18 protein-coding genes are annotated in these 25716 nt (G+C 62.5%); 9 read left to right on the forward strand and 9 right to left on the reverse strand.

Annotated features, from left to right (window positions below; translation table 11 throughout):
• Positions 1 to 180 precede the first annotated feature (180 nt).
• The 4 genes from IHE39_RS12315 to IHE39_RS12330 all read left to right on the forward strand — a co-directional run bounded on the left by IHE39_RS12315 (position 181) and on the right by IHE39_RS12330 (position 14554).
• Positions 181 to 12861: an inverse autotransporter beta domain-containing protein gene (locus IHE39_RS12315; protein ID WP_192566654.1), complete on the forward strand. Its 12681-nt coding sequence runs from the start codon at positions 181 to 183 to the stop codon at positions 12859 to 12861.
• Positions 12862 to 13009: 148 nt separating this feature from the next.
• The gene (locus IHE39_RS12320) at positions 13010 to 13507 is read left to right on the forward strand and encodes a phage tail protein (RefSeq protein WP_192566655.1); all 498 of its coding nucleotides are present in this window, start codon (positions 13010 to 13012) and stop codon (positions 13505 to 13507) included.
• Positions 13508 to 13519: 12 nt separating this feature from the next.
• Complete coding sequence (locus tag IHE39_RS12325; protein WP_192566656.1) at positions 13520 to 14023, forward strand: phage tail protein; 504 nt, start codon at positions 13520 to 13522, stop codon at positions 14021 to 14023.
• 9 nt (positions 14024 to 14032) lie between these two features.
• Positions 14033 to 14554, forward strand: coding sequence for a phage tail protein (locus IHE39_RS12330; protein ID WP_192566657.1), 522 nt, complete (start codon positions 14033 to 14035; stop codon positions 14552 to 14554).
• On the opposite strand, the gene IHE39_RS12335 is transcribed toward IHE39_RS12330, so the two are convergent.
• The gene (locus IHE39_RS12335) at positions 14502 to 14960 is read right to left on the reverse strand and encodes a hypothetical protein (protein WP_192566658.1); all 459 of its coding nucleotides are present in this window, start codon (positions 14958 to 14960) and stop codon (positions 14502 to 14504) included. The genes IHE39_RS12330 and IHE39_RS12335 overlap by 53 nt on opposite strands.
• On the opposite strand from IHE39_RS12335, the gene IHE39_RS12340 reads away from it, so the two are divergent.
• Positions 14947 to 16101 (forward strand): DUF8189 domain-containing protein, encoded by a 1155-nt coding sequence (locus IHE39_RS12340; RefSeq protein WP_192566659.1) that lies wholly within the window; start codon positions 14947 to 14949, stop codon positions 16099 to 16101. The two genes, IHE39_RS12335 and IHE39_RS12340, sit on opposite strands and share 14 nt — an antisense overlap.
• 14 nt (positions 16102 to 16115) lie before the next feature.
• On the forward strand, positions 16116 to 16658 hold the full coding sequence (locus tag IHE39_RS12345) for a GNAT family N-acetyltransferase (protein ID WP_192566660.1): 543 nt from the start codon (positions 16116 to 16118) through the stop codon (positions 16656 to 16658).
• Between the two features lie 5 nt (positions 16659 to 16663).
• On the opposite strand, the gene IHE39_RS12350 is transcribed toward IHE39_RS12345, so the two are convergent.
• The gene (locus tag IHE39_RS12350) at positions 16664 to 16963 is read right to left on the reverse strand and encodes a DUF6916 family protein (RefSeq protein WP_246485464.1); all 300 of its coding nucleotides are present in this window, start codon (positions 16961 to 16963) and stop codon (positions 16664 to 16666) included.
• Between the two features lie 135 nt (positions 16964 to 17098).
• Here IHE39_RS12350 and IHE39_RS12355 point away from each other — a divergent pair, with 135 nt between their 5' ends.
• The 3 genes from IHE39_RS12355 to IHE39_RS12365 all read left to right on the forward strand — a co-directional run bounded on the left by IHE39_RS12355 (position 17099) and on the right by IHE39_RS12365 (position 18680).
• On the forward strand, positions 17099 to 17893 hold the full coding sequence (locus IHE39_RS12355; protein ID WP_246485465.1) for a SapC family protein: 795 nt from the start codon (positions 17099 to 17101) through the stop codon (positions 17891 to 17893).
• Positions 17894 to 18102: 209 nt separating this feature from the next.
• The gene (locus tag IHE39_RS12360) at positions 18103 to 18459 is read left to right on the forward strand and encodes an ElaB/YgaM/YqjD family protein (protein WP_184774203.1); all 357 of its coding nucleotides are present in this window, start codon (positions 18103 to 18105) and stop codon (positions 18457 to 18459) included.
• Between the two features lie 53 nt (positions 18460 to 18512).
• Positions 18513 to 18680, forward strand: a complete 168-nt coding sequence (locus IHE39_RS12365; protein ID WP_184774201.1) for a Thivi_2564 family membrane protein — start codon at positions 18513 to 18515, stop codon at positions 18678 to 18680.
• A 103-nt stretch (positions 18681 to 18783) separates the two neighbouring features.
• On the opposite strand, the gene IHE39_RS12370 is transcribed toward IHE39_RS12365, so the two are convergent.
• The 7 genes from IHE39_RS12370 to IHE39_RS12400 all read right to left on the reverse strand — a co-directional run bounded on the left by IHE39_RS12370 (position 18784) and on the right by IHE39_RS12400 (position 25581).
• The gene (locus IHE39_RS12370; protein ID WP_281397567.1) at positions 18784 to 19587 is read right to left on the reverse strand and encodes an amino acid ABC transporter ATP-binding protein; all 804 of its coding nucleotides are present in this window, start codon (positions 19585 to 19587) and stop codon (positions 18784 to 18786) included.
• Positions 19584 to 20507, reverse strand: coding sequence for an amino acid ABC transporter permease (locus IHE39_RS12375; protein WP_184774199.1), 924 nt, complete (start codon positions 20505 to 20507; stop codon positions 19584 to 19586). Before IHE39_RS12375 ends, IHE39_RS12370 begins: the two co-directional genes overlap by 4 nt.
• Positions 20508 to 20569: 62 nt before the next feature.
• Positions 20570 to 21451, reverse strand: coding sequence for an ABC transporter substrate-binding protein (locus IHE39_RS12380; RefSeq protein ID WP_434781306.1), 882 nt, complete (start codon positions 21449 to 21451; stop codon positions 20570 to 20572).
• 219 nt (positions 21452 to 21670) lie between these two features.
• On the reverse strand, positions 21671 to 22486 hold the full coding sequence (locus IHE39_RS12385) for an ABC transporter permease (RefSeq protein WP_192566661.1): 816 nt from the start codon (positions 22484 to 22486) through the stop codon (positions 21671 to 21673).
• Positions 22483 to 23370 (reverse strand): ABC transporter permease, encoded by an 888-nt coding sequence (locus IHE39_RS12390; protein ID WP_184774195.1) that lies wholly within the window; start codon positions 23368 to 23370, stop codon positions 22483 to 22485. The genes IHE39_RS12385 and IHE39_RS12390 overlap by 4 nt, the downstream gene beginning before the upstream one ends.
• Entirely contained in the window at positions 23367 to 24467 is a 1101-nt protein-coding gene (locus IHE39_RS12395) for an ABC transporter ATP-binding protein (protein ID WP_192566662.1), read from the reverse strand. The genes IHE39_RS12390 and IHE39_RS12395 overlap by 4 nt, the downstream gene beginning before the upstream one ends.
• 79 nt (positions 24468 to 24546) lie before the next feature.
• The gene (locus tag IHE39_RS12400) at positions 24547 to 25581 is read right to left on the reverse strand and encodes an extracellular solute-binding protein (protein ID WP_192566663.1); all 1035 of its coding nucleotides are present in this window, start codon (positions 25579 to 25581) and stop codon (positions 24547 to 24549) included.
• Between the last annotated feature and the right edge of the window lie 135 nt (positions 25582 to 25716).

Genomic DNA, 25716 nt, shown 5'->3' on the forward strand with positions numbered 1-25716 from the left:
CCCCCTTGGGATGGATCTTTGATGCACTCGCGTTTACTGCCCAATAACGCAAGGCATACCGATGCGGCTACCGCTCTGGCGAGCGGACCGCAAGTTTCGGCCGAGTATAGACTGACGCGGCGCGCCAGAAGCCTTTTGCGGACATCGGCCCTGTCAACAATCGCCTTTGCCTTGTCTGGCATGGCAGCTTATGGCGGGCAGGACGGGCTGTGGCAGCCGCAGGTCCGCGCCATCGTCGGCGCCAACAACGACGGCGCCACCGCCGCGCTTGAGGGTTTTGTTCCGCTCAAGCAGACGGCGGAATCAGTCCTGTTCCTCGATGTCAGGGCCAAACACGATTTCGAAGACGGCTTTGGCCAGGATTTTGGCCTCGGCATACGCCGGATCGTCAACCTTGACGTGATGCTTGGCGGCTACGCATATATCAATACCCAGAGACAAGACGGACACCAGTTCACCGGGGCGACGCTGGGCGTCGAGGCGATCACGGCGAATTTCGACGCGCATGTGAACGTCTATCTGCCAATCAGCGGAGACCGGGCCGAACAATCGGTGAATTCGAGCCTGTCGATGGTCGGCAACCAGTTGCTCGAGCAGATAGCGGTCATCGACCGGCGCAACTATGCCGCCTGGGGCATCGAGGGCGAGATCGGCGCACAGGTGCCGGTTGAGCTGCCCGAGGACCATTCGCTGCGGCTCTCCATCGGCGCTTATCATTTCGGGGATCCCGACGGCGACGACGACAACATCACCGGCGGCAAGGCCGGCTTCGAATATGCTATCGGCGATGTCTTCGGCAGCGGGGCGTCCGTCGCCTTCACCGGCGAGGTACGCAACGACAACCGCGATGACACCCAGTTCGCCGGCAGCGTCCGGCTGACGATACCGTTCAATGCCGATGCAGGCGGCGTTGAGGAGCAAGGCGACAGCGGCGAGCCGGTCTATGCCGTCAGCGACGCGTTGCGTAAACGCGTTAACGAGCGGGTGCGCGGCGACATCGGCGTTCGCATCGAGGGCGACGAGAAACTCGCCAGCTCGACGACACGCGTGGCGATCAATGCCGCCACGGGCACGGCGTTTGGCAAGTTCTTCTTTGCAGATGGTGCCAACACGCTAGGCCTCGGCACATTCGGTGATCCGACCACGCTGGACGACGCGGTCAGCGATGCCGGCGTCAACGGATTTGTCGTGGCGCTTGGCGGCAGCGGCAACCTTTTGACGGCAGGCGTGACGCTGGCCAACGGCCAGACGGTCATCGGCGGTGGCGAAAGCGTTACCGCCCAGCTCTTCGGCGGCGGCACCGGCAACTACAATCTCGGCGGCAGCAACGGCACCATCGCCGGCACCAACCCGGGCAACAATGTCATTACGCTCGGCAACGGCAATACGCTCAGGGGCATCACCGTCACCGGCGGCGCCGACGGTATCTTTGGCAACAACATCAACGGCGCGACGCTGACCAATGTGACCGTCAGCGGCACGGGCGGCCACGGCGCCAACTTCACCGGCAGCTCGACCGGCATCAGAGGTTCCAATTTCACCTCGACCGGCAACGGCCTCGACGGTCTGCACATCGCAGGCAACGGCACCTACAATTTCACTGGCACCACGCTGCTGCAGGACAATGGCGACGATGGCCTGGATATCGCCGGCCAGGGCACCTACACCTTCGCCATTCTGAACGCGCAGGACAATGCGGACGCCGGCATCTATGTCGCCGGCACCTCTGTTTCGGGCAGCTTCACCACGTCAGGCGGCACGGTGTCGGGCAATGGCGGCATCGCCGTCTTCATCGACCCCATCACCGCTCACGTAACCCTGACCTCGATTACCCACAATGGCGGGACCTCGGGCGTCGTGCTCGATAACGTTGCCGGCAGCTTCACCGTCACCGGCCAGACCACGATCTCAAACACGTCGGGCCCGGCGATCGACATCGTCAATTCGCCGGCGTCGATCCGCTTCGGCGACGTCAACATCACCAACCCAGGCGGCGACGGCATCGCGTTTGCCGGCGTCAATGCCGCCATTGTCGCCGGCAACATCGTCATTTCTGGATTGGGCGTCGGCACCGGCCTCGATTTCTCCGGCAGCAGGACGAATTTCACAGCCCAGTCGTTCAACATCACAGGCACCGGCGCCGGCTCGATCGGCATCGATCTTGCCCAGACCATTGGCGGCTCGTCGATCGTCATCACCAATGGCGGGGTCATCGCCAATGTCGGCACCGGCGTTCGCCTCGGCATTTCCGGTTCGCTGGTCAATTCGGCCAACGCACAATTCAGCTTTGGCGGTGGCTCGATTTCAGGCGTCACCGCGTCGCTCGACGCACGCGGCCTGAACCAGACGCTTGGAACCTACGCCTTCGGAACGACAACCTTCGGCGGGCCCCAGCTCTTCGACGCCCAGAACCTGATCTTCGTCGGCGCTTCGGCCACCGGATCGGGCACTGGCTCGTCGTTGCTGGACCTGGCTTCGATCGCCACCGCCGACGCCAACACTGACGGCACTGCAATCTTCGTGCTGGTCAACCGCGGAACCGATATCGACGACACTGACGGCTTCTCGCTCAGTGCCGGCCAGACCCTCGCGTCGTTCGGCAACGGCCGACAGTTCTCGCTCGGCGGCGTGCCGATCAATGTGACCGGCACGAATGTCCAGCACAGCACCACCATCTCGGACGCAGGTGGTGCCGCCACGCTCACCAACACCGGCAGCGGCGACACCGTCACCCTGGCCAACAACACCTCGCTGCTCGACGTCGACCTGTCCAATGCAGGTGGCGGCAACGGCGTTTTCGGCAACAACGTAACCAACGTCACGCTTACGGGTCTCACGGTCTCCGGTGCTGACCTCAACGGCCTGGTGTTTGCCGGAACCAGCACCGTTTCCGGCAGCAACCTGACGTCGTCAAACAATGGCTCCACAGGCCTTTCGATCCAGGGCGGCGGCACCTACGTTTTCACTGGTACCACCACGCTTGCGGACAACGGTGGCAGCGGCCTGGCGATCAGCGGCGGCACAGGTGCCTACAGTTTCGACACGCTCAACGCCACCGGCAACGGCGGTAATGGAGTTGGTGCTTCGGGAACATCGGCCGGCGAACTGTCGATTGGCAACGGAACGATTTCCGGCAATGGCTTGACGGGCTTCCTGGCAAGCGGCATCGGGCTTGACGTAACTTTGGCCAGCTTGAGCCAGACCAACGGCTCGACTGGGATAAGCCTCGCCGGCGTTTCCGGCGACTTTGCCGTGTCCGGCACCACGACGATCTCTGGCACAGCCTTCAACGGCATCGTGATCAGCGGCAGCTCGGCAACGGTCAGCTTTGCTGGCGCAACCACCATCACCAACGCCGGCAACGGCGTTTCGCTTGGTGGCAACTCGGGTGCGATCAGCTTCGCCGACGTGACAATCAGCCAACCTGGCCAGAATGCCATTGACGTCCAGGGCACCAATGGCACGATAAGTTTCCAGAACATCGACATCACCAACCTGTCGGCCACCAGCACCGGGCTCGACCTGTCGGGCAGCAGCTCGACCTTCACCGTCGCAACGCTCGACATCTCCGGCCTTGGCGGCACTTCAACCGGTATCGACCTCTCCGGCACGACGGGCGGCATGGTGTCGATCGGCAGCGGCGTCATTTCGGGCGTCGGCACCGGCGTCCAGATGGGCGATCACGGCGCGGTTGCGGCGAGCGCGAACACCACCTTCTCGTTTGGCGGTGGCTCGATCACCGGCACCGTCGCCTCGCTCGATATGCGTGGGCTTCTGGTCGGCAATGGCACATATGCCTATAACACCACGGCACTGGTCGGGCCGCAGCTGTTCGACACAGCCAACGTCATCTTCGTCGGATCCGGCAACACCGGCTCCGGTGACGGCTCCAGCATCGGCAACCTGATCAATGCTGCTGCGGCCGACGACCTGACTGTCGACGCCAACACGATCTTCGTCCTCGTCAAGTCGTCGGCTCTCGACGTCATCAATACAGACGGTGATGGTTTCACCTTGGCCAACGGCCAGTCGGTCGTGTCTTTTGCCAACGGCGCGACTGTCGATCTGGGCGCACCACCGGCCAATGTCACCGGCGCCAATGTCGCTACCGGCGCAACCCAGGGGGATCCTTTCAGCCACGGCGGAGCGACGCTCAACAATGCCGCCGGCAGCGCCATCAACCTTGCCAATGGCAACCTCATCCAGAACCTGACCGTCAGCAATGGCGGCTCGGGCGCGGCCATCGACGGGACAAGCATCTCAGGCCTGAACGTCGCCGGCGTAACGATTGCCAGCGCTGTCACGGGCATCGACCTGAGCAGCGCGACTGGCACGATCAGCATTGCCAATCTCAGCATCCAGTCGGCGCAAACCGGCATCTTGCTGGCGAACTCGGCCGCAACGGTCAACTTCACTGGCACCAGCACTGTCGGTGGCGTCACGGGCACGGCTCTGTCGTTCAACAACTACAGTGGCACGGCGACATTCGCCGATTTCAACATCACCGGCGCGGCTACGGGCATCAACATCGCCGGCGGCTCCACCGGCACGTTGAACTTCGATGCGGCGAGCTCGATCGCCAACACGTCGGGTGTGGCGTTCAACATCGACACCGCTACGCCCAACCTGATCTACAACGGCACCATCAACCAGACCAGCGGCGCAAGTGCTGTCCGCGTCAATGCGATGACCGGCGGCAGCGCCACCTTCGGCGGTCTTATCACCGCCAGCACTGGCGGCGCCAACGCCATCAACCTGACCAGCAACACAGGCGGTACGATCAGCTTCAACAACGGGCTGGCGATCACCACGACCACGGGTATCGGCTTCAACGCGACCGGCGGCGGCACCATCAACGTCGCGGCAACGGCAGGCACCGAGACGATCAGTACTGATACTGGCCAGGCCATAAACCTCGATGGCGTCACGATTGGCACGGGTGACGTGTCGTTCGACAGCATTACGACAGGTATCACAGCCTGGACGGCGCTCAATTTCAACGCTGTCGGAGGTGGTACGTTCTCTGGTGGCACCGTCACGATTGCCGGTACCACCGGTGTCGGCGACGGCATCCAGATCGTGGCATCCTCGGCGACATTCAATTTCGCTTCGGCAAAGATCGACAACACTGCTGGCCGCGGTATCGCCCTCACTGGCGCCAACGGCAACGTGACCTTCACGACGGTCGACATCGATGGCACGGCTGGGCGTGGCATCGACGTCAGCGGCGCCATCAACCTCGTCAGCGTTGGTGGCGGCACGATCGGTGCGAGCTTGGCTACCGGTGGCCGCAGCATCAACATTGATGGCCAGGCAGCCACGAGCACGATCTCGCTGACCAATCTGGCGGTCACCAGCGTGGCCGACGCCTTGCTCATCCGCAATTCGGCCGGCACCATCACGATGACCGGCGGTTCGCTCACTCAGAGCGGCCTGGGCAACGCGCTCGATATCGAAGACAGCTCGGCCGCAATCTCGGTCGGCGCCACGATCTCGCACGCTGGCTCCGGCCATGCGGTCGAGATCGATGGCACGTCGGGCAACACCACCATCTCGGGCAATGTCACGGCGACCGGCGGCGCGCAGCTGTTCAGCATCGGCACGACAACCGCACCGACCGGCGGCACGATCAGCTTCACCGGTTCGTCGCTGACCGCGACGGGCGGTGGCGGTGCTTTGATCGCTGGCCTTGGCGCGGGGGCGAGCTTCAATGCTGCAGCGGCGATTTCGATCACCAGCCCGCTCGCAGCCGGCCTGTCGGTCGTCAACGCCGCCGGCAGCGCCACATTCGGCTCCGTCACCGTCAGTGGTGCGGCGACCGGCATCGGCCTGTCCGGCAACACCGGGACGATTGCCTTCGGCGCCACCAGCGTGACCAATGTCGGTTTGAACCAGACTGGCGTCGCCATTTCCGGCACCAATGCCGGAACTCTGTCCTTCGCCAGCCTCGGCATCGCCATGACCGGCAACGACGCGACCGGCATCAGCTTCGCCAATGCGGTGATCAACGGCACCATCACCGCGACCGACTTCGATCTCACCAGCGTAAGTTCCACCGGCACGACGGCGGTCAACCTTTCCAGCACCACCGGTACCGGCACGATCCAGCTCGGCGACGCGGGCGCGCCCGGCAACACCACGGCTGCCACCATCGGCGGCAGCGGCGCTGGGCCGGCGGTCGGCTTCCAGTTCACCAGCACGACGGCCGTCAATTTCATCTATGGCGATGGTGAGGGAAGTGTCGACAAGCTGTCCACGGTCAAGGCCGTCGACATCATGGCTTCGCCAGGGGGTGTCTTCCCTGCTGCCGGAACCTACAACTTCAAGGACGTCGACGGCGCCAATGGCGGCTTTGTCGGCGACCTTTCCGAGGCGCAGGGGCCGACAGTCTATTACGTCGACAGCCAGGGCGACGGCAATGGAACCGCGGCGAACCCCGGATCGATCGCCGGCGCCGAAGCCTCGGGCGCCGACGTCATCGTATTCATCGACACCACGGTGAACGGCACAAGCGACTTCATCGACATGATGCAGGCGCAGCACAATGACGGTGCGAACAACACCTTCAACCTCGCCGATGGCCAGGTGCTCATCGGGCTCAAGGCCGGAGAATCCATCGACACGGCGCCACTGGGCGCTGTCGGCGGCGGTTTGGGCAATGCGTTCCAGTTCAGCGGCATCAGTTCGTCGACGATCATCGATGCGCCTGCTGGCATCGACACCGTGCTGCCGACCCTGACCACCGCCATTGGCAATACGATCAGCCTCGGTGCCAACGCCAGTATCGTCAACGTCATCGTTGCCAATACCGGTGCGACCGGGATTGGTATTTACGGATTCGACATCGCCAAGCTCATCCTGAGCCGCGCCACGATCTCCGGTGGCGGAGGAGGCGCGCTATCGCTCGACGACGGCGGTGCCGACAGCGAGGTTGCGCTGTCCAATCTGATCCTGTCGGCAACAGGCGGCAACATCGCCTCGATCGACGGAACAGGTGTGGGTACCGGTGTGATGAAGGTCAGCGCCTTGTCCGATATCACACTGCTCGGCAACAATGGCGAGATCGGTGGTTTTGCCTTGAGTGGCGTCGTCTTCGATGCCAACGCGGCGACAGCTGGGATGGATCAGGTCGACGGCGGCGCGTTTGTCGCTGGCACCACGACCAATCGTGTCGGCGGCTACGGCCTCATCCTGGACGATACGAGTTCGGGCAATCTGAAGTTCGACACCACCAGCATCGCCGTCCAGCAGGCATCGAACCCGATCTTTGGCGGCGATGTCGCGCTCGGCATCTACGCCAACCCCCTCGATGGCTCCAGCAGCACTCTGGACTTCGGCGCCGCGACGATCGACGTCGCCGGCGGGGGATCCGCCGGCGGCTTCTTCAATGGCGCGCATCTGCTGGTCAACAGCACCAACAGGATCGGTTTTTCGGGCGCCACCAGCTTCACCGGCACGAACGGTGCTGGCGGCATCTACGCCAACAGGGCGGCAGCCGTTGGCGGCGAACTGTTCTTTGCCAGCGCCAGCAACACGTTCAATGTCGACGAAGCCGCGCTGGGCATCTCCAACGTCGCAGTCACCAATGGTGCCGGCGGCTCGGCGCAGTTTGGTGCTGTCACTGTCACCGGCGGCCAGAACGGCATCAAGCTGCTCAACGTGATCGCTTCGCCGACGATACAGTTCAACGGCCCGGTGACGATCAGCGATACCACTCTCAACGCCATCGATCTCACCAGCGGCCTCGTCAATGGAACATCGGTGACATTTGCCGGCGCGGTTTCGATCACCAATGCCAATGGCGGCGGTGTCAAATGGCAGCCAGCGGTCGGCAGCACCAATACGCTGACATTCGCTGGCGCGCTCGACATCCAGAACAATGGCGGCATCGGTTTCTATGCCAGGAGCGGCAATGTCGTGCTCTCCGGTGTCGGTGCGAAGAACGTGACCACGACCAATGGACGCGCGCTGGTGGTCGATGGCGCGAATGTCAGCGACGGTGCCGCGGGCGCCGGTGTCTTCAACAACATCAGCGCGAGCGGCTATCTGAATGGCGGCGGCATCGACATCAATGCCGGATCGGGTGCGATGCGGTTTGCCGGAACCGTCAATCTGACACCTCTGGCAAGTCAGGTCGGTACAGCCTTCGGCATCAACATCGGCGGCGGCACCACCGGCACCTACACCTTCGCCGGCACCACTACCATCAATGGCGGCAGCGACGACAACGGCGTCTATGTCAGGAACACAGGCGCAGGCCTGACCATCGACTTCACCGGCCCGCTCGACGTCACCACGGGCCTCAATGCGATCGACCTCAACGACACGACCGGCAACCTCGCCTTCTCGATCCAGCATGCGGCGAGCAGCCTGACCACCACCACCTCGACCGGGACCGCGTTTCTGGCTGTCGGCGGCAGTGGCGCGATCAGCAGCACTGCTTCCATCTTCAGCGACGGTCTCGGTGCGTCGATCAGCGGCCGCACGGGCGGAACCATCACTCTGTCGGGCAACATCACCCAGGCGCTCCGTGGCGTCGAGGTCAATGGCGGCAGCGGCGGCAGCGTCGTCTTCTCCGGCACGCAGAAGATACTCAACACCGGCACCACCAACGCGGTGCGTGTGTTCTCGCCGACTGCGGTCAGCTTCATCAATGGCGGCCTCGTTATCAACACGACGACGGGCGCCGGCATCAGCGTCAACGGTACCGGTGGCACAGCGAACGTCACCGTTTCGGGCGTCGGCAACACGGTCAGCACCGGATCCGGAACGGGTGTCGATATTGTTGGCGGCGTCGGCGCTACGAATGTCGCCATAAATGCCGCGGTCACTTCGACGACCGGCCTCGCCGCCAATGTCCAGGGCGTCACCTCGGGCACTGTCACGCTGTCGGGCAACCTGATCGCGGCCGGCATCGTGGTGAACTCAAGCACCGGCGGCACCATCGACTTCTCAGGCGCGACGAAGAGCCTGACCTCTGGACTCGCGAATGCCGTCAACCTGACCAACAACGCCGGCGCGACCATCAACTTCAGCAATGGCGGTCTGGCGATCAATTCCACCAGCGGTACCGGCTTCAATGCCAGCGGTGGTGGCACTGTCACTGTCGGCACAGGCAGCAACGCCAACACGATTGCCACGACGACCGGGACGGCTTTGAGCCTCAATGGCGCCACCGTGGGCGCCGCTGGCCTGAACTTCGCGACTGTTTCGGCAAGTGGCGCAGCAACCGGCATTGTGCTGACCAATGTCGCGTCGAGCGGTGGCGGCGCCGTTGCGCTCGGCACCGTCAACCTGCAAGGCATCACGGTGCGCGGCGTCGACATCTCCGGCACGCTTGGCGCAGCGATCTCCTTCAACGACCTCGATATTGGCCTGAACGGTTCGGCCATTGCCTTTGACCTCAATGGCGCGACTATCAATGCCGCTGTCACGGCCAACGATTTCGACGTCACCAATTCGGCGGCAGCCGGCACATCGATCGGCGTCGATCTTCGTGGTGCCACCGGTGGTCAGACCGTGCGCCTGGGCGACGCGGTTGCGGGCGGCACCAGCTCGAGCATCGCCGGCGTCAACACCGGCATCTTCCTCAACAGCGCGACGAACCTTGGCTTCACCTATGGCGATGGCGAGTCGGCGACCGACCAGCTTTCGACGATCGGTGCCAATGTCGCCATCGATGCCAGCAGCGCGCCTGCGGCCGGCAGCTACAATTTCCAGGACGTCAACTTCCAGGCGAGCCCGGGCCTCGGCTTCGGCATCGGCAAGGTCTACTTCGTCGACAGCGACGGCGCCACCGGCGGTGGCAACGGCTCGGGCACCGACGGCAACAATCCAATGACGCTGGCAGCGGCTGAGGCGGTCGCTGGTGTCAACGACATCATTGTGCTGATCAACAACGGCAGTATCATCACCGCGGCCGGCACCAACGCTGACAACACGCTCAATCTCGCAGCCGGCGCGCAGGTGCGCGGCTTCGGCAATGGCGCGATCAACCTGGCCCTGACCGTGCCGAGCGCGATCCAACTGGCCAGCAATTCGATCTCCATCGCAGCGGTCGGCACCGGCGCTGCGACACTGACCAGCAGCGCCGGCAGCAATATCATCACGCTCGGCGCCAGCGGCAACGTCATCGACGGCTTCATCCTCGACGGCAGCCCGGCGAACGTGGCGCGCGGCATCAAGGACAACGGTACCGACGGCGCCTCCGGCACGTCTGTCACCAACATGACGATCAGGAATTTCCTGACCGCCGGCATCGAGATCACGCCGTCCACCAATACGACGATCAGCAACGTCGTGTTCTCGGGCAATGGCTCGGAGGCGATCCTCAACGCCTCCAATACCACGATCACCAACGTGACGAGCACCGGGGCGACGGGCATCGCCTTCGATATCCGCGATGCCACCGGCACGACGACGCTGAGCAACATCTCGATCTCAGGCGCCGGAGCTGGCGGCATTTCCTTCGGCGGCGTGTCCGGCCCTGCCGGCACGATCACCGGTACGAATGTCGATATCGGCGGGGCAAACGCCCTTGCCGTCACCGGCGGCAACGCCACGATCAGCTTCGATGCCGCAAGCTCAATTGCCAATATGTCGGGTACGGCGGTTGCCATCACCAACCGCACCGGCGGCAGCTTCACATTTGCTGGCTCGGTTGTCGCCAATGGTGCCGCCAGCGGCATCAGCGTCTCGGGCGCGACGGCCGCAAGCGCGGTCAGCTTCACCGGCGCCGTCGATCTCGGCACGACGACTGCCATGACCGGCACTGCCGTTTCGGTCAACAACAACGCCCAGGCCTCAACGGTCAGCTTCGCCAATCTGGATATAGTCACCAGCACCACCACTGGTTTCTCGGTGAGCAACGGCGGCACGGTCAACGTCACCACCGGCACGATCAATGCCACGTCAGCGCAGGCCATCATGCTCAACGGCGTAGCCGCCAACACCACCTTCATCTCGGTCAATTCGATCGGCGGAACTAACAATGTCGGCCTGACCAACGTTGCCGGCACCGTCAATCTGGGTTCGGGCGCGCTTTCGGGCGCCTCGGGCGCGGCGTTCCTGGTCAGCGGCGGTTCGGCGAATGTCGACTATTCCGGCACCATCACCAAGACGACAGCCGGCAATGTCGTCAACATCGCCAGCCGCACCGGCGGAACGTTGGCGCTTTCGGGCAACATCAGCGCGACGGGCGCAGTTGCGAACGGCATTTCGGTGGCCGGCAACAGCGGTGGCGCGATCACCTTCTCGGGTTCGACAAAGACCCTGACGACGGGTGCGAATGCGGCAGTCAGTCTGGCGGGCAACGCCGGCGCGACGATCAACTTCAACAATGGCGGGCTTGCCATCTCGACGACCTCAGGCGCGGGCTTCAGCGCCACGGGCGGCGGCACGATCAACGTGCTGGGCTCGAACAACACGATCTCGTCCGCGACCGGTACGGCGCTCAACGTCGCCAACACAACGATTGGTGCGAGCGACCTGACCTTCCGCAGTATCTCGTCCAACGGCGCAGTCAACGGCATCGTGCTCAACGCCACCGGCGTTCTGGGCGGCCTGACGGTGACCGGCGACGCTGGTGGCAGCAACAATGGCTCGGGCGGCACCATCCAGAACTCGACGGGCACTGGCGTCCTCCTGACCAGCACCCAGTCGGTCAACCTCGGCTACATGAATATTCTCAATAGCGCCGATGACGGCATCGGCGGAACATCGGTGACCGATTTCGCACTCAACCGTTCGACGCTGACCAACAATGGCAATGCGATCGGCGATGCGGGTATCGACTTCGGTGGAGTGGGCACCGTCTCACCCAACGGGTTGTTCGGCACGGCAAGCATCACCAATTCGACGATCACCACGTCCTACGAAAAGAACGTCTCCATCCGCAATTCGAACGGGACACTGGCGCTGACGGTCAGCAACAGCACCTTCAGCAACACCTCGGCCAAGGTCGACAGCGACGACGGACTGTTCCTGGAAGCCGGCGGAACGGCGACGATTACGGCGAACGTCACCAACAATACCTTTACCGCAAACCGGGGCGACCACTTCCAGGCAGCGGCACTGAACTCCGGCAACCTGAACATCAAGTTCACGGGCAACACGTTGAATGGTGGTCACGCAACAGCGCTTGGCCAGGGCATCACCATCAATGCCGCCACTGGCGTCCCCGGCTATGCCGGAACGGTCAACTACGACATCGACAACAACTCCATCAACGGCGCGATCGGCAGCGCGATCACCGTCAATCTGGGCACCTCGAGCGCAGCGGCGCTCTTCAACGGCTTCATCCGGAACAACGATATAGGCACCGTCGGCGTCACCAACTCCGGTTCGACGCAGGCTTTCGGCATCGCGGTCGAGGCTCACGGCAACGGAACTCACACGGTCGCAGTCACCAATAACCTGGTGGTCGAGGCATTCGACAGGGCGATGAACGTAGTGGCCAACGATGGCAACGGTGTGCTCAACCTGACCGTCCAGTCCAACCAGCTTTCGTCGAACGCGGCCGGACGCGAGGCCTTCAACCTCGTGGCAGGCGGGGCGGACCCCAACATCTTCGGGCTCAGGGACAGCCATACGGTGCGCCTCAACCTGGGTGGTGCCGGCGCCCTCGAAAACACGTTTGTCCATGGCTCCGGCGTGACGAGGGACTTCCTCATCCGCCAGCGCTTCGACTCGCGCCTTGAGATTGTCGGTTATGCCGGGTCGCAATTCGATACCGCTGCGGCACTTGCTTACGTCCAGGGGCGCAACAATGGCAGCGCAGGCGAACCGGGACTGGTGACGACCGAAGGCGTGGGGCCAGGAGGGTTCTTCAACGGATCGGTGCCGCTTCCAAATCCGTTCTAGTTTGTTGGAGTGATATCTTTGGGGTCTCCGAGTTCAAAGTCCAACTATAGACTTGATGCTTCGCGCCATAAGGAACGGTTCTTGTGCAACGTTTCCTGGCGGCAGGAATATTGCCGCCGCTTTTTGCAACACATTTGAGGGATGACATATGGCTGAGCCATTCTTGTCGGAAATCAGACTTATGTCCTTCGGGTTCGCGCCAAAAGGCTGGGCGCTCTGTAATGGACAGTTGCTTCCGATCAATCAGAACCAGGCGCTTTTCTCGCTGCTCGGAACCACGTTCGGCGGCGATGGAAGGGTCAACTTTGCGCTCCCTGACTATCGCGGCCGCACGCCTATTCATGTCGGCTCCAGTCACACACTCGGTGAGCGCGGTGGAGAAGCAAGCCACACGCTGTCGATATCCGAAATACCCACCCACACGCACGTCTATAAAGCGGCGTCGGGAAACGCGACCGTCTCCGCCCCGATCGGCAATTCGCTTGCGGCAGCAAACAACCTTTACGCTGCGCCGAGCAATTTGGTGGCGCTGAGGTCGACGACCGTCGGCAACATCGGCGGCAGCCAAGCGCATCTCAACATGCAGCCGTTCCTGACCTTGTCCTTCTGTATCGCCCTTCAGGGCATCTTCCCTTCGCCGACTTGAGGAGGCACGACCATGGCACAGCCTTATGTTGGCGAAGTACGCATGTTTGCCGGCAATTTTGCCCCCGCCGGTTGGATGTTCTGCGAGGGCCAGTTGCTGCCGATCTCAGAAAACGAGACGCTTTTCCAGTTGATCGGCACGACCTATGGCGGTGACGGCGAGAGTACTTTTGCCCTGCCCGATCTGCGCGGCCGCATCCCGATACATCAGGGCAACGGGTTCATCCTGGCTGAAACCGGCGGTGCCGAGGAGATCACGCTGACGACGTCGCAGATCCCTCAGCACAGCCATCCGTTCCTGGCCACAAGCGGCCCCGGGGGATCCTCGAGCCCGCAGGGCAACGCGATCGCCGAGCCCCCGAGCATCTCCATCTACCTTCAGGATTCCACGACGGGAAACCTCAACAGCGCAGTCATTTCGTCGGAAGGCGGCAGCCAGCCGCACAGCAACTTCCAGCCCTATCTCTGCGTCAGCTTCATCATCTCGCTATTCGGCATCTTCCCGTCACCGACATAAGAGGACCTCATGGCCGATCCCTTCGTCGCCGAGATCAGAATCTTTCCCTTCAATTTTGCGCCCAGGGGCTGGGCCTGGTGCGACGGGCAGCTTTTGCCTTTGTCGCAGAATACTGCCTTGTTTTCGCTGCTTGGTACGACCTATGGCGGCAACGGCAAATCCAACTTCGCCTTGCCCGACCTGCAAGGCCGTGCGCCGATGCAACCGGGACAGGGACCGGGCCTGTCGCTGCATGACCTCGGTGAAACTGGCGGATCGGATACGGTGACGCTCCTCCAGTCCGAGATGCCCGCCCACTCGCATTTTTCCGCGGCGTCGGAGTTCGACGCGGATCTGAAGGCGCCGACCTCGACGCGCGTGCTGGCGCACTCGCAGGGTGGCTTTGCCTACGGAACAGCCGCGCCCAGCATTTCGATGGCCGACCAGGTGCTGGCGCCTGCCGGAGGCGATGCGGCGCATAACAATCTGCAGCCCTATCTCACCTGCTATTTCTGCATCGCGCTGCAGGGCGTCTTCCCGCCCAGAGGCTAATGAATTCCGAGCCACGCAGGACCAACATCATGGCCAAGAAAGCAGCTCCAAAGTCGAACTCGAAGACGCCAGCCGGCACCGCCAAGAAGGCGGCGCCGGCTTTGGCCGCCGCTGCGAAGAAGCCAGTTGCGACCAAGGCAACCGCCGTAAAGGCGAAAACGGTATCAGCGCCAGTTGCCAAGAAAACCGCGGCCAAGGCGTCCTCCACGAAGGCGAAAATTGTCACAGCACCTGCTGCCAGGAAACCGGCCGCAGCCAAGGCAAGCGCACCGAATACGAAAACCGCGGCATCCAAGCCCCTGAAAGCTCCGGCTGCGCGCGCAAAAAGGTTGAGCGCTCCGGCGCTGCGGCACTTGCCGCCGGGAACGAAGTTCTTTGAGCTGTCGCGACTGATGGTCGTTGCCATAGACGGCGGCAACAAGCTGGTGCAGAAGGCGCAAAGCGGGCCCAATGGCCCCTGGGCCAAGGCATGGGCACCGATCGCTGCGGGTACCTATGCGCTGATGGCAACGGGCCTGACCCGAGATGGCCGCGTTGCCGTTGTGGCGCAGCCGTCGGCCGGTCCGCAACTGGTCTTCATCACCGAAGACGCCAACCAGGTCGGCCCTGTCGAGAAATGGAATGCGCCGGTCAACATCGGCGCTGTGCCGGGTGCCACGGGCTACCAGAGCATGTCGATGGCGCGGGATACCGACGGCCTGATCGAAATCTTTGTCGTCACCAGCGTCGGGCAGATCTGGTGGATACGCCAGAACCCGCCCAAACTTGTCGACAAACGGGTCACCATAACGCCGCCCGGCACCGACAAGCCGATCACTGTGACAGTTCAGGAGCAGGCGCCGCCCGACAAGCCCTGGAGCGACTGGCAGCAGATTCCTGGTGGCCTTGTCGCCATTTCCGCCCGGCGCCAGGGCGACGGCCGCATTGTCCTGTTCGGCATCAACTCGACGCTCAATCTCTATCGCTGCCAGCAATCGGTCGCGCGCACGACCAATGCCGGCGAATGGACGCCGTGGGTGATGATGAACACGCCTACGACCGGCACCTTCATCGGCATGGCGCCGGTGCTTGGACCGAGCGGGGGACTCAATTTCTTCGGCCTGACCAGCAACGGCCAGGTGGTGCACACAAGGCAGCAGCCGGCGGGCTCGGAGTCCTGGACGCCATGGGCGACGCCGGGTTTCTCGCGCACCGGCATCAACACGCTTGCCAGCGGCATCCAGGGCGACAACGATATCGTGCTTGTCGCCAGCGACCACAGCCTCATCCATCAGTTCAACGCGCAAAACAGCGCGCGTACCCAGAACTGGACCGGCTGGCGCGATTTCTCCCAATCGGACGCCCGTGTCGAGTTCAAGCTCGACTACAATGCCGACGGGCGGCTGATGCTGTTCAGCCACGCGGCAGCGGTGCCGGCCGGGGGCGGATTGTGGGCCAAACGCCAGACCGCGCTGGACAGCACGGAATGGGACATCGATTGGGAGCAACTGGCTGATGGCGGAATCCGGCGCTTCTCGGTCGTGCGTGACCTGACGCCACCGAGCTGATGACGGCGAGCTTGATGCATGGAGCCGAGGCGGATTCGGCACACGGTCTTTTGTCCTGGCGTCGGTCGCGTGAAGCCGGGCTGAGCTTTCGGCCGGCCGGTGAGCGCGACCTGCCATTCCTGTCGGCGCTCTATGCCTCGACGCGATGGGACGAGCTTGAGCCGACTGGATGGTCGGAGGAACAGAAACGTTCCTTCCTGTCGCAGCAGTTTGCCGCCCAGCACCACCACTACATCACGCATTATGCGGGAATCGAGCGGCTCGTCATCCATCGCGCGGGCCAACCCGTCGGCCGGTTCTATGTCGCGCGCTGGCAGGGCGAACACCGCATCGTCGACATTGCGTTCATGCCCGAGGCCTGCAGCCGCGGCTATGGCACCGCAGTCATCGGCGATGCGCTCGACGAGGCTTTCGCCGCAGACAGTCGTGCCTCGATCCATGTCGAAAAGAACAATCCGGCGAAGCGGCTCTACCAGCGGCTTGGGTTCGAGGTCGTCGAAGACAAGGGCGTCTACGACCTCATGGCCTGCTGTCCGCCCGGCTGGCAGCCGGCATGACGAGGTCAGTTGAATACGGCCTCGTAGAACATGGCGGTCGCGTCGGCCGAAACGGGCACGATGAAAATGTCTTCGGCGATTGTGTTTCCGACAAAGCGGTAGGTCGCTTGCTGCAAGGAAACATCGCGCGGCCCCGTGAACAACAGCGAAAAACCGCCGCCTGGGCGGGAGCTCGAAGACAGCGAACGGACTGCGTTCAATTCGAGCACCAGCTGCCGGCCGCCGACGTTGACGGTGAATGCCTGCCCGACAGAGCTTTCAAAATCCGAAGCCGAGATCATCTGGTCCGCCCTGTAGTGTATCATTCGCGAAGCACCCAATTTTGCTGCTTGCTAGTGTCCTGTCTATAGCCGCAGTACAGTTTCGCGCCGTTGCTCATGAAGAACATATCAAGACGATCGCACTGTTGCCATGCGATGCGAGCCGCCAGAAGGACTTGAATGATGACTGAATCGACGATCGAAACGAAAGCCGTGGAAGGCGCCGCGGCCGGCGGCCTGCCGCTGTTTTATTCCAGGCCCGAGGCGCTCAATCCGGTACGCCACGGTTCGCTTGGCCTGGCGGCACGCAGCGATTTTTCCTTCGCCCGCCAGGCTCATGCGATCCCTGTCGTGGCGTCCGAAATGCCGGCGGCGATGCGCTCCTATCCGATCGTCTTCATCGGACCGGCCAAAGCGCCTGTCATCATCACCGGATTGCGCCAGAACGAAAACCTCTTCGTCGAGGCAAGCGGCAAGTGGCTCGAGCCGCATTACATCCCGGCCTATGTCCGCCGTTATCCCTTCATTCTCGCCGACGATGCCGGGTCGGGCCGGCTGACCTTGTGCGTCGACCGCGCCAGCGAGCGCATTGCCGAGGTTTCGTCCGGCGCGGGCAAGGTCGCGCCGTTCTTCAACGCTTCGGAAGCCAGCGAAGCGAGCAGGCAGGCCCTCGCCTTCTGCAACCAGTTCCAGATCGATTTCAATACCACCCGTGCGATGGTGGAAAAGATCGACGCCCATGGCCTGTTTGCGCCGCGCCAGAGCACGGTCACGCTGGAAGGCGGCGAAGTGCTCAACGTCAGCGACTTCCAGGTCATCGACGAGCCGGCCTTTAACAAGCTCTCCGACGAAGCCTTCCTCGACCTGCGCAAGTCGGGTGCGCTCGGGCTGGTCTATTGCCACCTCGCGTCGAGCAACAGCTGGACCTCGCTCGTCTACCAGGCCTCGCTGCGGCGGCTGGTCACGGCTGCCTGATCTTCGATCCCGATACAAGCAGGAAGGACTGCTCCCTTAGCGGCCTTGGATGTCAGAAGCCTGTCGGTAACAGCACGCAGGTTCCGCGCTGTCGGTCTCTGGCGGAATGACATCTGCTCCGATCCGCCCGATCGGAGCGGCCAGACGGGCCATTGAACGGAACGAATTGCCGTCTGCACCGTTCCCATGTGGTTGCAGAAGGAAAAATCATGGCTGACACACCCAAGACTGAAGTTCCGAGCGTCGAAAGCGTTCAAAAGTCAGTCGAAAAGCAAATCTCCGAGCTGCGCAAAGAGATTGCCAAAATTAACAAATCCCTTGCCGAACGGAGCGCAGAGCTTGTCTCCGAAGCGCGCGACACGGCAAGTGGCGCAATTGAAGAGGCGTCGACGCGGGCGTCGCGAGCTGCTCAGCAGCTTCGTACGCAGGCTCAAACGGTCTCCGAGGCCGCCCGCGAGAACCCGGCGACTACGGGTGTCGTGGTTGGCTTGGCGGGTTTGGTCGGTGTCATGATTGGCCTTGCCATTGCAAAAGGCTCAAGCGATCGGCGTGGCGGCTGGTATTGATCGGCACTGAGCGTCCAGACCGGGCGCCCATTCAACGTTCCTAGGAGAACCACATGGCCTCATCTGTGCTCATCAGTATCCTGATCACATTTCTGGTGATTGTACTTGTGCTTTATCTGGTTCAACGCCTGCCAATCGACGCCAAGATGCGGCAGATTGCGCAGATAATCGTGATCATTATCGGCATTGTTTCGCTGCTCAAGTACCTGGCAGTTTTTTAGCCGGCTGTGCACGGCAACAAAAAAAGCGGCTTTCGAGCCGCTTTTTTTTATCAACCTTATGCGCCGTTGGCCAGGCATGAGCATTGCCGAGCCTGTTCGCTCGTCACAGCACGTGGGACAGAAACTCCCGGGTGCGTGGCGACTGCGGATTTGCGATCATCTCCCGCGGCTCGCCGCGCTCTTCGACGACACCGCCATCCATGAAGATCAGCTGATCGCCGACTTCGCGGGCAAAGCCGATCTCATGGGTAACAACGACCATCGTCATGCCGCTTTCGGCCAGGTCGCGCATGACCACCAGTACTTCGCCGACAAGTTCCGGATCGAGTGCCGAGGTCGGCTCATCAAACAGCAGCACCTTCGGGTTCATCGCCAGCGCACGGGCGATCGCCACGCGCTGCTGCTGGCCGCCGGAAAGCTGGCGTGGATAGGCGTCTGCCTTGGCCGAAAGTCCGACACGTTCAAGCAAGGTATAAGCCTTATCCTTGGCTTCGGCTTTGGACATGCCTTTCACCATCATCGGGGCCTCGATGAGGTTTTCCAGCGCGGTCATGTGCGAGAACAGGTTGAATGACTGGAATACCATGCCGATGTCGGCGCGGCGCTGGCACAGTAGCTTGTTGTTGACCTCGTAGAGCTTGCCGTGGCGCAGGTCGTAGCCGACGAACTCACCGTCGACCAAAAGCACGCCGCCGCTGACTTCCTCCAGATGGTTGATACAGCGCAGGAAGGTGCTCTTGCCCGACCCCGACGGGCCGATGACGCAGGCGACCGACCCGGTCGGCACATTGAGGTCGATGCCTTTCAGCACTTCGATTGCGCCGAAGGATTTGCGCACGCCGCGCGCGAACACCATCGAGTTGTCGGGAACGCCGAAACGGGCCTGGTTTTGTGCTTTCGATGTCATGCCGGCTGTGCCACCCGTCCGAACCTGAAGGCGCGTTTCAGTGTCTCGCGCAACGACACGCCCTGCTGCTGGTCGCTCCTGCCGTAATACTGCTCGATATAGTGCTGGCCGATCGACAGGATGGTGACGACGAACAGGTACCAGAAGGCAACCACGATCAGCAGCGGGATCGTCTCGAAGGTGCGCGCATAGATGCTCTGCGCGGCATAAAGCAGGTCGTTGACTGCGATGATGGTGACCAGCGACGTGGTCTTGAGCAGATTGATCGTCTCGTTGCCGGTCGGCGGCACGATGAAGCGCATCGCCTGGGGCAGCGTGATGCGGCGCAGGATCAGCCGGTGGTTCATGCCGAGGCTGCCGGCGGCTTCGGTCTGGCCCGATGCCACCGAGTTGATGCCGGCGCGCACGATCTCGGCCATGTAGCCGGCTTCATGAAGCGACAAGGCGACAACGGCCGCGACGAAGGGCGTCATGAAGTCGTTGGTCTTGACGGTGAAAACAGTGCCGATGAAGGGCAGCGTCAATGAGAATTCGCGCACGATCAGCGCTAGGTTGAACCAGAAGATCAGCTGGATCAGCGCCGGCGCGCCGCGGAAGAACCAGATATAGGCGCTGGCGAAAGCGTTGAGGATGCGGCTTGGCGACAATCGCATGATCGCAACGATGGTGCCGATGATGATGGCCAGCACCATGATGGTGACTGTCAGCACCAGCGTCTGGCCGAGACCGCGGATGATCGACGGATGAAACAGGTATTTGCCGACGGTCGGCCAGTCGAAGGCCGGGTTGGTGGCGAGCGCCTTGAAGATCAGCCCGAGAATGGCCAGCGTGATCGCCGTTCCGACCCACAGGCCGTAATGGCGTAGCGGAACGACAGTCAGCGCTTCCGGCGGCGGAGTATGCGTATCGGCCCGGTCCATTCAGCCGCCTCCCAACGGTGCTGAAGGCCGGCGAGCGCTCATGCCCTCGCCGGCCTTGTCGATTATTTGCGGATCTTGTCGGCGCTGTCGACAACATAGGCTTCGTCGATCATGGCGCTGGTCATGCCGTACTTGGCCATGATCGTCTTGTAGGTGCCATTCTTGATCAGCTCGTTGACGCCGGCGGCCAGCATATCGGCCGTTTCCTTGTCGCCCTTGGGGATGGCGATGCCGAGCGGTGCGACGTCGTAGAGGCCAGGCACGACCACCATCTGGCCCTTGCTGGTAACCTCGAAATAGCCCGAGGCGGTGGCGTCGTCGAGACGGGCGTCGATCCGGTCGGAAAGTGCTGCCTGGATGATGTCCTTGCCTTCGGGGAAGATGCTCTTGGCGATCTCCGGCAGGCCCTTTTCCTTGCACTCGCCGCTCAGCCGGTCGGCGATGAAGTCCGACACCGCGCCGCCAATGACCCCGACACGCTTGCCGCAGAGATTGTTCTCGCCCTGGAACTGCGAGGCCTTGTCGGCGGTGGTCGAAGCGACGATGCCCGACTTGATGAACATCACGAAGTCGACCTGCTTCAACCGGTCATCGGTGGCGGCAAAGGTTTCCCACGCCACCTTGAACCGACCGGCGGCGAGGCCGGGCACCATCGAGGGAAAGGGAATGCGGGTTACCTCGAGCTCGGCGCCGAGCAGCTTGGCTGTTTCCTGGGCCAGCTCGATGTTGATGCCGACCTGCTTGCCGTTTTCGTCGATGAATTCGAACGGCGCGTATTCAAGCGTGTTGGCGATGATCAGCTTGCCGGTGTCCTTGACCTCGGCCGACTTCGGCAGCTCGGCGGCGGCCAGTGTGCCGGCAATGGCAACCAGGGCCGTGGCAGCCGTGGCGGCAAATGTTGCGCCGCGCAGAAGCGAAAGATGATGCACTTTGATCCTCCTCATGATGCTGAGATGGCCGGCGGCTGCTGCCCCTGGCTTCGTCCCCGTGACCGCCCTCCCCTCGATGGAGCGCGCTTCTTGTCGGCGGCCGTCACGTCAGAACCAAATTCTGATATTGAAATGTATTTTTGCGGCTGCTGAATTGTCAAGCGAGCAACCCCTGCCCGCCACATAAATCGCGTCCGCACCTTGGCAGTCGTTTCGTGCTTCACCTTGTCATGGTCAGAACCTGAGCGACCTCAGCCCGACGGTCCGGTCGATGATGAGGATCGCGGCAAAGGTCATGAAGATGCTGAGCGAGGCGATGGCGGCTGCCGTCGGATCGAAATTGAAGCGCAGATAGTCGAACAGCTCCAGCGGTAGCGTGTTCTTGCCGATCGATTTCAGCAGCAGCGAGATGTTGAAGATGTCGAAGGAGATGACGAAGGCAAACAGGCAACCGGTGATGATGCCGGGCTTGATCGCCGGCAGCGTCACACGCCGGAAGGTCATCCAGCCGCCGGCGCCCAGGCTGCGCGCCGCCTCTTCCTGCGAGCGGTCGAAGTTGAACAGCGCCGATGACACGTTGAGGAAGACATAGGGAAAGGTGACGACGATGTGGCCGATCTGGATGCCGATCGAATAGTCGGTGCCGATCCTGATCTCGTAGAAATAAAACAGCAAGGCGATCGCCGTCAGGATTTCCGGCACCAGCAGTGGTGCGGTCATGACCAGGCGGATGTAGTCGCGGAAGACCGTGGCATGGCGCGCGACGTAGATCGCCGCCAGCGTGCCGATGACGCCGTTGACGATCGTCGACGTCGCGGCGATCTGGATCGAATAGAGGGTGGCGTCGAGGAAGCGCTTGTTGGAGAACAGCGCCTCGAACCAGCGCAGCGAAAAGCCCTCGAGCGGAAACGCCAGGAACTCGCCCGAGTTGAACGACAACAGCACCACCAGCACGATCGGGAACATCAGGAAGATGTAGATCGCCGCGACCAGCGCCGTGAACAGGTGGTCCCAGATGGTCTTTTCGACGCCGCTCGACGAACCTGTCATGGCAGCCTCCGCATCGCGCGCGCCGTGAGCCTGAGATAGAGCCCGACGAAGATGACCGCCACAGCCGCCATGATGATGGCGAGTGCTGCCCCTGCCGGCCAGCGGAAGTTGTCGACCAGATATTGCACCACCAGCACCGACATGGTGCGTCCGCCAGTTCCGCCGAGCATGGCGGGTGTGACATAGGCGCTGATCGACAGCACGAACACCAGGATCGTGCCTGCCTGGATGCCCGGCATGCTGAGCGGCAGCGTCACCTTCCAGAACGTCCGCATACGCGACGCGCCGAGCGAACGCGACGCCATGGCAAGATCGGGACTGATCGCCTGCAAATTGCCGAGCAGCGGCAGGATGATGAAGGGCAGGAACACATGCGTCAGCGCGATGGTGACGCCAAGCGAGTTGTTCATCAGTTGGAGCGGAAAGTCGATGAGGCCGGTTGCCTTGAGCGCCTGATTGGCGACGCCGTTGTTGGACAGGATGATCATCCAGGCAAAGGTCCTGACGACAAGGCCGACGAGCAGTGGGGACAGCACGAAGATGTAGAGCAGGCTGGTCCATCGCGAGCGCGATTTGGCAAGGTGATAGGCGACGGGATAGCCGAGCAGCAGTGAAATGACGGTCACGGTGGCGCCGATCAGCAAGGTGCGTCCGAGGATGCCCCAGATGTAGAAATCGCCGAGTGCTGTCGTGTAATGCGCCAGCGTGAAACCCTCGCCATAGACAGCGCGGGTCGATGCCTCGCGCAGGCTCATGGTGATGATCGTCAGATATGGCAGCGCGAAGAAGCCGATCAGCAGCACCAGTGCCGGCACCACCATCCATGTGGCGGTGCCGCGATTGCTCCGGCCTTCGACGCGTGGAGCTGCTTCGACTGCGCTCATGATGCCAGCAACCAGGTATCGCGGGCGGCGAAGCGCAGCGTCACCTGTTCGCCGACGTCGAGCGGGTTGCGGCCACCGACATCGACGACGATGCGGTCACCGCTGCCGAGCTTGACGGCAAGCTGGTTGGCGCTGCCCTGGTAGATCGAGTTGACGACGGCGCCGGTGAGCGCGTTGTCGCCGTGGCCGGCCTCCCCTGCCCTTTGCTGGCGGCTAATGCCGGCATCGTGCCTGAGCGTGCGGATGTTCTCTGGGCGGATCATGATCTTGACCTCGGCACCCTTGGCCAGCCCGGCTGGGCCCGTCGTGCCGATGCTGCCGCAAGGTGTTTCGACTTTGTAGCTGTCCTGTCCAAGGGCTTCGGCGATCTTGCCTGATATGGTGTTGGAGCGGCCGATGAAGCCGGCAACCGATTGCGAGACCGGCCGTTCATAGATCTCGCGCGGCGAGCCGAACTGCGAAATCGTGCCGGCACTCATCACCACGATCTTGTCCGACATGACCATCGCTTCGGCCTGGTCGTGGGTGACGTAGATGCTGGTGATGCCGACACGCTGCTGCAGGTCGCGGATGAAGAAGCGCATCTCGTCGCGCAAGGTGGCGTCGAGATTGGCGAGCGGTTCGTCGAGCAGCAGCACAGAGGGTTCGATGACCAGCGCGCGGGCCAGGGCCACGCGCTGCTGCTGACCACCGGAGAGCTCGCGCGGATAGCGTTTGTCGTAGCCTTCGAGGCGCACCATGGCGAGAACCTCGGCGATCCGCCGCTGGCGGTCGGCGACTGAGACCTTGCGGACCTCGAGGCCAAAGCTGAGGTTTTCGGCCACCGTCATGTGTGGAAAAAGCGCATAGGACTGGAACACCATGCCGATGTCGCGTTGCTCCGGCAAAGCGTGTGTCACGTCGCGCACGCCAAACAGGATGCGGCCGCTGTCGGGCCGTTCGAAGCCGGCGATGCAGCGCAGGGTCGTGGTCTTGCCGCAGCCGCTAGGGCCGAGCAGCGAGACGAACTCGCCTTGCGCAATCGGGATCGAAATGTCCTTCAGGATGTGCAGATTGCCATACCGCTTGTTGATACGGTCGATGGTCAGTGCGGTCATCCGGTGTCCTCGCGCGGTTGTTAGGCCGGGAGGTGGGGGCCCCTCCCGGCCATGACGTCGATGCGATCGCGGGGTGGCGTTACGCCATCTCCCGGTTCCAGCGGTCGGCAATATCTGCCGCCTTGTCGACGTAGCTGTCCCAGTCGTAGCTCTTGATCTCGGCCATGCGCGGGCCGACGATCGGGGTACGTGCCTTCATCGCGTCGTCGACTGGAGACTCGCTGTTGCTCGGCGAAGTGTAGAAAGCCTTGGCCATGTCCTGCTGGACCTTGGCGTCGAGGATGTAGTTCAGATAGGCGTGCGCGGCGTCCTTTTCGGCGCCGGTGCCGACCAGGTTGAACGACTGCTCGAAGGCCAAAACGCCTTCCTTGGGCGCGATGATCGCCACTGGTGCACCCTTGTCCTGCAGCGTCATGATCTCGGTCCAGTCGACAGGCGCGATGATGGCGTCGCCGCGGATCAGGGCGGTCGCCACCTCGCCGCTCCAAGAGGCTTGGGTGAACGGCAGCAGTTCCTTGATCTTAGCGAATGCGGTGTCGAAATCGTCGGGGCCGCTTCCGAACAGCTCGGCGACCAGACGCAGGAACAGCACCGCGCCGGTATTGCCGATCTGGTAGAGGCCGGTCTTGCCCTTGAACTCGGGGTTCTCCCAGAGGTCATGCCAGGACGTTGGAGCGGTCTTCACCAGATCGGTGCGGTAGGCCAGTCCGATCGGCGAAACGATGGCGCGGATGCCATTGGCATCCTTGTTGACGAACTGCGGGAAGGTCTTCGCCGCATTAGGCACCTTGGCGAGATCGAAAGGCTCGAAGAAGCCCTCGGCGCGCAGTACGGCGGCGATGTTTTCGTTGCCCATGAAGATGCTGTAGGGCGAGCGGCCGCCGCCGGCGCGGATCTTGGCGACGAAATCCTTGCCGAGCCCGACGTCGAGCTGTGGCTGGATGCCAGTGGCGGTCGTAAGGCCGGGCAAGAGCTTCTCTTCCCAGAACTTGGCCCATAGACCGCCATAGGTTGGAACGACCAGTGGCGACTGCGCCAGGGCAAGCCGCGGCAGGGTCATCGAGGCAATAGCCGTCGTCATACCGACGGCGAATTCACGCCTTGTCAGCTTCATCGGAAATTATCTCCCATGTTCCCACTGAAGTTCTTATTGTGGCTTGCGTCGCGGGTCGAAAACGCAGCCCTGTTAGATCGAAGGCTTGCATTTTTGGATCAGGCGGTCAACAATTTAGATATTGTAATATTGAAA

Source organism: Aminobacter carboxidus, from assembly GCF_014863355.1.
In the GTDB taxonomy this organism is placed as follows: domain Bacteria; phylum Pseudomonadota; class Alphaproteobacteria; order Rhizobiales; family Rhizobiaceae; genus Aminobacter; species Aminobacter carboxidus.

Bases quoted from the DNA above. Each gene is read 5' to 3' on its own strand.
- IHE39_RS12370 (WP_281397567.1), bottom strand. From the start codon at position 19,587: ATGACATCGAAAGCACAAAACCAGGCCCGTTTCGGCGTTCCCGACAAC.
- IHE39_RS12375 (WP_184774199.1), bottom strand. From the start codon at position 20,507: ATGGACCGGGCCGATACGCATACTCCGCCGCCGGAAGCGCTGACTGTC.
- IHE39_RS12350 (WP_246485464.1), bottom strand. From the start codon at position 16,963: ATGATACACTACAGGGCGGACCAGATGATCTCGGCTTCGGATTTTGAA.
- IHE39_RS12385 (WP_192566661.1), bottom strand. From the start codon at position 22,486: ATGACAGGTTCGTCGAGCGGCGTCGAAAAGACCATCTGGGACCACCTG.
- IHE39_RS12325 (WP_192566656.1), top strand. From the start codon at position 13,520: ATGGCACAGCCTTATGTTGGCGAAGTACGCATGTTTGCCGGCAATTTT.
- IHE39_RS12315 (WP_192566654.1), top strand. From the start codon at position 181: ATGGCAGCTTATGGCGGGCAGGACGGGCTGTGGCAGCCGCAGGTCCGC.
- IHE39_RS12335 (WP_192566658.1), bottom strand. From the start codon at position 14,960: ATGGCAACGACCATCAGTCGCGACAGCTCAAAGAACTTCGTTCCCGGC.
- IHE39_RS12320 (WP_192566655.1), top strand. From the start codon at position 13,010: ATGGCTGAGCCATTCTTGTCGGAAATCAGACTTATGTCCTTCGGGTTC.
- IHE39_RS12345 (WP_192566660.1), top strand. From the start codon at position 16,116: ATGCATGGAGCCGAGGCGGATTCGGCACACGGTCTTTTGTCCTGGCGT.
- IHE39_RS12340 (WP_192566659.1), top strand. From the start codon at position 14,947: ATGGTCGTTGCCATAGACGGCGGCAACAAGCTGGTGCAGAAGGCGCAA.
- IHE39_RS12330 (WP_192566657.1), top strand. From the start codon at position 14,033: ATGGCCGATCCCTTCGTCGCCGAGATCAGAATCTTTCCCTTCAATTTT.
- IHE39_RS12395 (WP_192566662.1), bottom strand. From the start codon at position 24,467: ATGACCGCACTGACCATCGACCGTATCAACAAGCGGTATGGCAATCTG.
- IHE39_RS12380 (WP_434781306.1), bottom strand. From the start codon at position 21,451: ATGAGGAGGATCAAAGTGCATCATCTTTCGCTTCTGCGCGGCGCAACA.
- IHE39_RS12355 (WP_246485465.1), top strand. From the start codon at position 17,099: ATGATGACTGAATCGACGATCGAAACGAAAGCCGTGGAAGGCGCCGCG.
- IHE39_RS12365 (WP_184774201.1), top strand. From the start codon at position 18,513: ATGGCCTCATCTGTGCTCATCAGTATCCTGATCACATTTCTGGTGATT.
- IHE39_RS12400 (WP_192566663.1), bottom strand. From the start codon at position 25,581: ATGAAGCTGACAAGGCGTGAATTCGCCGTCGGTATGACGACGGCTATT.
- IHE39_RS12360 (WP_184774203.1), top strand. From the start codon at position 18,103: ATGGCTGACACACCCAAGACTGAAGTTCCGAGCGTCGAAAGCGTTCAA.
- IHE39_RS12390 (WP_184774195.1), bottom strand. From the start codon at position 23,370: ATGAGCGCAGTCGAAGCAGCTCCACGCGTCGAAGGCCGGAGCAATCGC.